We start from the raw sequence: 8156 nt of genomic DNA on the forward strand, positions 1-8156 counted from the left end.
ATGAATTGTATTATTATTGATGATGAAAAAATGGCGAGAACCATTTTAAAAACACTCTGTAATGAAGTAAAATCGTTACAACTTATAGAAGAATTTTCTAGTGCTATACAAGCAATGAAATTTTTAAATAATACTAAGGTAGACCTTATATTTTTAGACATTCATATGCCAGATTTTAATGGTTTAGATTTTATTAGAAGCTTAAAAAACCCTCCTAAAATTATTTTAACTACATCAGACCCTAAATTTGCAATAAAAGCTTTTGAATACGATTTTATTGTAGATTATCTTCTAAAACCAATTACCTCATCGCGCTTTGAAAAAGCAATAGCAAAAGCAGAGAAAATGACAGTCTCTAAAAATGTTACGAGTCTTCCGTCAGAAAAAACGACAACTAAAGACATAGAAAATGACTTTTATGTAAATATAGATAGAAGACTAATTAAAATAGATTTGCCTAGCATTTATTTGGTTGAAGCCAAAGGAGATTATATCAAAATAAAAACGGAAGAAAAAGAATATACAGTACATTCTACCTTAAAAAAAATTGAAGAAAAATTACCCGCTTCTTTATTTTTAAAAGTGCACCGTTCATACATCATAAACATTAAAAAAATTATTGATATTGAAGACAATAGCGTTTTAATTAAAAGAGACGTTATTCCTGTAAGTAGGTCTAAAAGACCAGAATTAATGAAAAGATTAGATCTGTTGTAATACTTCATCTACACTTATAAGACATTTGGTCTATAGTTAAATTGTAAATAACGAACCTGAATTATTACCCCTAAAGTAACTGCTATTTTTGTGATATAAAAAATATCATGAAAAAAACACTACTTATTTTACTTACCACAGCCATAACCTCTTTACAGGCACAAAACTATACGTACTTAGGAGATTTTAACACAGACGGCACACCAAAGTATCTTGAAACTCCCGGAGAAAACATTTCTTTAGAAACTAGAGAAATGATTAGCAATTCTTTGCCAGAATCTTATCCTGTGCCAGATTACAACCCACAATACATTAAAGCGGGTGATGATACTGATATAAAAATTATAAAAGATGCAGATGTAACAGAGGCTAACAATATAACCTCTGCCTATGATGGTGGTTTAGAAAGCAATGGAGATTTGGCCAACTTAATAGCCAAAAGAAATTTTAAAAGAGAAAAAAAAACAGTCAAAAATTTAAAAAAGAGTATCAAAACACATTTCGCAAGAGAAGCTTAAAAACTACAGCTAAAACTTCTAATTTAATAGACTTTTTGCCAGAAACAGGCATGTATAAAACAGAAATAGCTAAAGTTTCTAGTCCTAAAGATTTATTAGGCATTACCAATGCTAAAGAAATTTTTTCTGTTGATTATTATCAACAAGACAAAAGAGTTGTAGCTGTTTTGGCTACAAAAACAGAAGGCACTATTTACGACCATTCTAAAGTAATCTGTGATAGATTAAATAATTCTAGTTTAGAAAATGTTAGAACAGTGCAAACAAGAGGCCACCAAATAATAAGTTCTAAAATTAAAAGAGCATCTGGTGAAATTGAATATACACTAAGTTTCTCCGTAAAAATGGATGCTGAAGATAAACTATTTAGCTTTTGGAATATTGCACAATATCCAACTGGCAATTATCAAAATTATCAAATTTGGGGTAGTTCATTTTCTCAAGTATTTGCCATTGCAAATTATATCATAGACCAACATACAAATTTAAATGGCTTATCTAGTAAATTGGTTCAAAATGTTTTACCAAACGTTTTTGTAAAATCTGGAAAATATGCCAATGGAATCATCCACTTAAATTTAGTGAACAAAACCAAAGAAACTTCAATAAACTTTGTTGGAAATATTGCTACCACAGAAGTTTCTAAACACATAGAAGTAAAAAACAGTTATGCCTTAACTGGTGCATATAACGAAGTTTTATCTATAGAAACTGGGGTGTTATTTGACATTGGTTTTTCATTAGAAACCCAAACATCAACCCAAAAAGATGTATTGTACTTAGCAGACGGACCTTGGGGTTTAGATTATCTTAAAGAATATGCAACCGTTTCAAATTTTGAAGTGTACACGGCAGAAAAAGAATACACAGATTTTGCTTATGATGTAGATAGAAATGTTATTGTTTCTGGTGAAGTAAAAGGGAATATTAATCTTTTTAGACATCTTTTACCTGGAGACCAAACTTTAGAAACGCCTAATTTTAATGTCCTAAAATTTACGGCAACAAATACAAAACCAATAGAATTGGTAATTATGCAAGATGATAATAGAACTTGGGAAAACAGGCTACGTTATACAATTACGGCCAATAAAAATAGCAGGGAATTATTTATTAATTTTAATGATTTTAAAGATGCCAGTGGCAACTCTGCAACAATTACAAATATTAAAACATTAGTTTTTTCTATTATTGGAGATTACACCAATTCCGCTCCTTTTTCTATGCAGATAAATGATGTAGCATTTACATCTAATAGCAGGTTATCTTTGAATAATTTTACTGAAATTTCAACTAAAAAATTGGTAAACTATCCAAATTCATTTGCACATAATACTACTATAAAACTGGTATCTAAAACTAAATCTATACAAATAAAAGTATTTGATTTAATGGGAAGAGTTGTGGATCTACAAAATATAAAAACAGATAATTCTAGAGAAAAAGTAATATACAAAGCACCTCATTTAAAAACAGGTATTTATAAATACCAAGTAAAGGATGATCTTAACAAAATACATTCTGGAACTTTTATAGTTCAATAAAACCTCCCAAAATTTAATAACTGATTATGTAAATGGGCAAAAGACTTCTCTTTTGCCCTATTTTTTAAAAATAGGTTTTGTTAAATAGAGCCATTTAAAACGCAAACCTATTTCATTAAATGTAAAACCGGCTGCAGTTGCAGACGCAATATTACTTCTTGTACCATAAACATTTAGTAAAGCGCTGTTAGAAAACTTATACCCAAACTGGCCTTGTACTCTATAGGCTGCTTGTCTTTTATCTTCTTCTATAAATTGATATCCTGTGGCAACTGTTAAGCCATAAAACCATTCTTTAGGTTTTGCAATTGCTTCATCTTTTATAATATTTATAAAAACTTCTACAGCATTAAATCTATTAGGACTAAAGTAAATTGTTGGTACTTGATTTTTAAAAGATATATATTGATAATTGATACCTGCTTTTAAAGATGGTTTTGGTAAAATGTTATAATACAAAGAGGTAAACAACAAATTACGCGCATTATCATCACTCTGAAAAGTATAATAATATTGCGTAAACCAACCCAAATTAAAATTGGTATTTAAACTATAATTTACAATTAAATTATTCTGTATAATTTCTCTATTCAACAACTCTGCATTAAAATTTTGAATATCTCTTTTATAGCCCAACTCTAAATTTTGTAATTTAAATGGCTTTATTTGCAAAGCAATATCTGTAATAAACTGATTAAAATTATTGATTTTAGAATTAGAATTGGTAACTCCAAGACTTCCTCTTAAGGTAATGTTGTTTTTAAGTTGATAAGATGCGCCGAATAATAAATTATTAGCAGTAGCCTCTAAATCTGTTGTACTATTAGATGTTATTCTGTAATTATAATTTGCTAATAATTTAAACTTAGTTGACAAGGCCAATTCAGAATTAGCTGTATAAGCGTAGGCAACATTATCTCCATTATCAAAAGAATAAGCAGCTTTAACCTCTACAAATGGGGTAAAACTAAGATCTAATTGCTTAATAAAATTTGTAGCATCTTTTTGATTCTTGTAAAACTTTAACGTGTTCCCAGCACTTTGGTAAGCTTTATTTATAAAACCAGCTGCTTTTAAAGCATTTGCTTTTCCTAAATTACCATCAAAAGAAGCGCTGTCTTTTTGTAAAATTAGGTTGTAATCTTCTAAACTCTTTTTAAAATCGCTTTTGTAAATGTTAAGAGTTGCTCTGAGAGAAAGCATCCAACTTTCTGGATTAGCATTTTCTTTTAAAAGCGTTTCAATTTCCGTTTGTGCTAAGCTAAATTTTTTGTTCCAAATTAAAGCTTGTATGTAACGTTCTTTTGTTTGGTTTTGCAAACTTTTTAGAGTATTTGTAGTAATAGTATTTAGCGCTTTTTTACTTGTTAATATAGCCGTTTTTTCATCACCTTTTAGGTGATAAACCAAAGCAATACCATTTAAAGAAAGTAATTTATGCACTGGGTTTTCTCCAAGTTGTTCAAAAACCATTTTCGCTTTATCAAATTGTTCAGAAATTAAATACAAATTGGCCAAATTTTGTAAGGTTTCTTTATCGTTTTCAAAAGTTTGTAAGTTCTCTTTTAACAATTCTTCTGAAGATTCATATGCTCTAGTTTGTATTTTTAAATTGGCCAAACCTAATCTCATATACTTTTTAGAAACCAATGCATTTGCATTACCTGGTAACACAGCAAGCGCTTTATCTACAAAAACCAATGCATTTTGGTATTCTTTTAAATTAGAAAGTGTATTTGCATACCCTAATAACGCAGGAAAACTTTTATCGTTTTCTTGTAAAAGTGCAGCATAATAAGTTTTAGCCTTTGTATACTGTTTGCTCCACAAAAGTGCTTCTGCATAATTTAATTTAACCTCAAAATCTTTTGGATAGTCTTGCAATAGATTGGTAAATAAAGACACTGCTTTTGTTGCATTTCCATGCAAACCAACTGCTCTACCATAACAAAGTCTTGCTGTTTTATTAGCAGGATATTTTTTTAGCACCGTACTAAAAAAAGTTTCTGCTTGTTTGTATTTACCGGTTTCTAAATAAGTAAAACCTTCTTGCATATCTTGGGAAAACGCAAAAAAACCAATACAACTGAAGATAAATAATAGCTTAATTTTTAATTTCATAACATTTTTTAAACACTTGCAAGTTAAGCAATAGCTTTTAATCTTTATAAAAAACACCAATGTTTTAACCTTATCAAAAGATACCAAACATTGGTCTAAAGTAAATTGTTTTTGAACGATAGTTACCTCTTTTTTTAAAGTTATGATTGGATATTTGTAGTATAAATAACCACTAAAACCAATAATTATGTCTTTACAAATTACAGAAAAAAATGGAGTTTTTCATTTAAACGGAAGAATTAACAATGCTACAATAGCGTTTTTTAAAACCTATTTTAAACACAATTTAGCGCAAACAGAAAAAATAATTATAAATATAGAGCAAGTAGCAGAAATTAACAAAAGCGGTTTGGCTATGCTACACCATTTTATGAAAATTGCAAATAATTCTCAAAAACACTTTTCTATTACAGGTTATGGCTGCAAAGAAATTTACGATCATTTTAATACTGTTAACGTAGCATAATTCATTTAAAAATATAAAAAAGATGTCTGCACTTACTTTGTCCTTCACAAAAAAAATAGCTCCAGAAAAAGTATTTATGATTAGTAGTTTACTTGTAAACGGAGGCAACTATTTATATAATTTAGTTTTAGGTAGATTTTTAGGACCAGAAAAGTTTGCGGACGCTGCAATTCTTATTACTCTCTTGTTAGTTTTATCTTTTGTAGCGATGACCTTTCAATTGGTTACTGCAAAATTTTCTGTATTATTTGAAAAAGCAATATTTAAAACTTTTATAGCAAATACCTATAAAACAGCAGCTATTGTTGGCATACTATTAGGTGCATTAGTAATTTTATTTTCTATTGAATTGCAAATTTTCTTTAAAACCAGTTCTTCATATCTATTTGTTGTATTTGGTATTGGGGTTCCTTTTTACTTTATCGTGAGTGTTAATAGAGGTCTTTTTCAAGGTAAAAAAGAATTAATTTCTTTATCTATTACCTATCAATTAGAAATGATTAGCAGACTTTTAATTACTTTTAGTTTGCTTTATTTTTTTCAAATAGAATCTTCAATATTAATTGCAATAGGAATTTTAGGCTCTTTTTTATTCGGGTTAATTCCTTTTAAAAAACCTAAAATCTCTTTCTCTAAATTTATAAAACTAGAAAATGTACACGCTAAATTGGTACGTAATTTTTTTATAATCACTGCCTTTTACGAACTTACCCAAATCATTATAAACAATAGCGATATCCTTTTAGTAAAACATTACTTTAATGCTTATGATGCAGGCTTATACGCATCCTTAGCACTAATTGGCAGAGTGGTGTATTTTGTTGCTTGGATGTTTGTAATGCTGCTGCTACCAGAAGTTGTACAACTTAAAAAAGATGGAAAAGCTACCTTACCCATTTTATTAAAATATGTGGGTTACATTGGTGCTATTGCAATTACTATTGTTGTAGGATGTGCTCTTTTTCCTAATCAAATTATTCAAATTCTTTTTGGTGATGGTTATTTAGAAATTGCATCTTTACTATGGAAATATGCATTGGCAACTGGCATTTTTGCAATCTCTAATATTTTTGCCTATTACTACCTGTCTTTAGACAAATATATACCCGTAATTTTTTCCGGAATATTTGGCATGTTACAAATTGTATTGGTTGTGCTTTTTCACAACTCCTTAACACAAGTAGTTCATGTACAAATTATTGCCATGTTTGTATTATTATTTGTACAATTACTTTTCTTCTTTTTATCGAATCTAAAAGAAGTAAAAAACAAATTTATCTAAACCTATTTTCTGTTAATCTATAGATAAATGCATTTGAACCACATTGCTCATTTTAACCCTTTATTTAGAACGAAATTTGCAGTGTAACTAAAAAATAAATAAAATGAAATTAGCAATTGTAACCGCATATCCGCCAAGTAAAGTAACTTTAAATGAATACGCATACCACCTTGTAAAAAGTTTTAGACAAAACAAAAAAGTAACTGAATTGGTTTTACTAACAGACCAAACACCAGAAGGTAAAGACATTAATTTTACAGAAAATGGATGCAAAATTACAGTAAAAGAATGTTGGAAATTTAATAGTTTTAAAAACATTATTACAGTTACCAAAGCAATTAACAAAACCCAACCCAATGCTGTATTATTCAACTTACAGTTTATGAAGTTTGGCGATAACAAAATTGCAGCAGCACTAGGTTTAGTATTGCCTTTAATTTGTAAAATCAAGAGAATACCAACCATTGTTTTATTGCATAATATTTTAGAACAAGTAGATTTGGAAAGTGCAGGATTTACAACAAACAAAATTGCACAAAAAGTATATAATTTTATTGGAACAAGCTTAACAAAAATCATTTTAAAAGCAGATTTAGTTGCTGTTACTATGAATAAATATGTAGACACTTTACAAAACAAATACAAAGTAGCTAATGTAAAAATGATACCACACGGAACATTTGAAATTCCAGAAAACCCTTCTCAAGAATTACCAAAAGGACCTTTAAAAATTATGACTTTTGGCAAATTTGGTACCTACAAAAAAGTAGAATCTATGATAGAAGCTGTGCAACTTGTTAGACAAGAAACCAAACTAGATTTAGAAATTGTAATTGCAGGCACAGATAACCCAAATGTACCAGGATATTTAGAAAATGTAAAAGAAACCTACAAACACATACCACAAATAACTTTTACGGGCTATGTAGAAGAAAACCAAGTAGAAAAACTGTTTAATGAAAGCGCTGTTGTTGTTTTTCCTTATACTTCTACAACAGGAAGCTCTGGAGTTTTACACCAAGCAGGTAGTTATGGAAAAGCAGTAGTAATGCCAAATTTAGGAGATTTAGCAACCTTAATTGAAGATGAAGGTTATAGAGGTGAGTTTTTTGAACCTGAAAATGTAAGCAGTTTGGCAAATGCAATTAAAACCATTGTAACCAATGAAACTTATAGAATTGAATTGGGAGAAACCAACTACAAAGCTGCAACTGCTTTTCCTATGGAAAGAATTACAGCTATTTATTTAGAAGAGTTTTCTAAAATAATAGATTCTAAAAGTATGAATACCATTAAAGTGGCACAAGCATAAAGTTTTTCAAAACTATTTTTTTGTTTTTTTAGTTAACAAAAGTTCTATCTAATTTGATGGGACTTTTGGGTTTTTAGAAAAGAAAGAAATGTTTCTTAATAGGCGCTTTCAGAAGTAGATAAAAACTTGTTTATCAGCTAAATAAGTTGTATTTTAGATAAAAATAAACCCCGAAAACGAGCCGTACACTCAAAAA

At 29.0% G+C, this 8156-nt stretch carries 7 protein-coding genes; 6 read left to right on the forward strand and 1 reads right to left on the reverse strand.

The features are described 5' to 3' along the window. From Q0762_RS09695 to Q0762_RS09705, 3 genes are all read left to right on the forward strand, one after another. Nucleotides 1-717, forward strand: coding sequence for a LytTR family DNA-binding domain-containing protein (locus Q0762_RS09695; protein WP_298766409.1), 717 nt, complete (start codon nt 1-3; stop codon nt 715-717). Nucleotides 718-824: 107 nt separating this feature from the next. Further along, the gene (locus tag Q0762_RS09700) at nt 825-1235 is read left to right on the forward strand and encodes a hypothetical protein (protein WP_298766411.1); all 411 of its coding nucleotides are present in this window, start codon (nt 825-827) and stop codon (nt 1233-1235) included. 50 nt (nt 1236-1285) lie between these two features. Further along, complete coding sequence (locus Q0762_RS09705; protein WP_298766413.1) at nt 1286-2779, forward strand: T9SS type A sorting domain-containing protein; 1494 nt, start codon at nt 1286-1288, stop codon at nt 2777-2779. A gap of 57 nt (nt 2780-2836) precedes the next feature. Here the strand turns inward: Q0762_RS09705 and Q0762_RS09710 are convergent, their stop codons facing one another. Beyond that, nucleotides 2837-4900: a tetratricopeptide repeat protein gene (locus tag Q0762_RS09710; RefSeq protein ID WP_298766415.1), complete on the reverse strand. Its 2064-nt coding sequence runs from the start codon at nt 4898-4900 to the stop codon at nt 2837-2839. A gap of 187 nt (nt 4901-5087) precedes the next feature. On the opposite strand from Q0762_RS09710, the gene Q0762_RS09715 reads away from it, so the two are divergent. From Q0762_RS09715 to Q0762_RS09725, 3 genes are all read left to right on the forward strand, one after another. Beyond that, nucleotides 5088-5366 carry an STAS domain-containing protein gene (locus Q0762_RS09715; RefSeq protein WP_298766416.1) on the forward strand — a complete coding sequence of 93 codons (279 nt, stop codon included), beginning with the start codon at nt 5088-5090 and terminating at the stop codon, nt 5364-5366. Between the two features lie 22 nt (nt 5367-5388). Then, on the forward strand, nt 5389-6648 hold the full coding sequence (locus tag Q0762_RS09720; RefSeq protein WP_298766417.1) for a sugar isomerase: 1260 nt from the start codon (nt 5389-5391) through the stop codon (nt 6646-6648). A 103-nt stretch (nt 6649-6751) separates the two neighbouring features. Then, nucleotides 6752-7960 carry a glycosyltransferase gene (locus Q0762_RS09725; protein ID WP_298766419.1) on the forward strand — a complete coding sequence of 403 codons (1209 nt, stop codon included), beginning with the start codon at nt 6752-6754 and terminating at the stop codon, nt 7958-7960. Nucleotides 7961-8156: the final 196 nt, after the last annotated feature.

Source organism: uncultured Polaribacter sp. (genome assembly GCF_947495205.1).
GTDB lineage: Bacteria > Bacteroidota > Bacteroidia > Flavobacteriales > Flavobacteriaceae > Polaribacter.

Bases quoted from the DNA above. Each gene is read 5' to 3' on its own strand.
- Q0762_RS09705 (WP_298766413.1), top strand. From the start codon at position 1,286: ATGTATAAAACAGAAATAGCTAAAGTTTCTAGTCCTAAAGATTTATTA.
- Q0762_RS09720 (WP_298766417.1), top strand. From the start codon at position 5,389: ATGTCTGCACTTACTTTGTCCTTCACAAAAAAAATAGCTCCAGAAAAA.
- Q0762_RS09710 (WP_298766415.1), bottom strand. From the start codon at position 4,900: ATGAAATTAAAAATTAAGCTATTATTTATCTTCAGTTGTATTGGTTTT.
- Q0762_RS09700 (WP_298766411.1), top strand. From the start codon at position 825: ATGAAAAAAACACTACTTATTTTACTTACCACAGCCATAACCTCTTTA.
- Q0762_RS09715 (WP_298766416.1), top strand. From the start codon at position 5,088: ATGTCTTTACAAATTACAGAAAAAAATGGAGTTTTTCATTTAAACGGA.
- Q0762_RS09725 (WP_298766419.1), top strand. From the start codon at position 6,752: ATGAAATTAGCAATTGTAACCGCATATCCGCCAAGTAAAGTAACTTTA.
- Q0762_RS09695 (WP_298766409.1), top strand. From the start codon at position 1: ATGAATTGTATTATTATTGATGATGAAAAAATGGCGAGAACCATTTTA.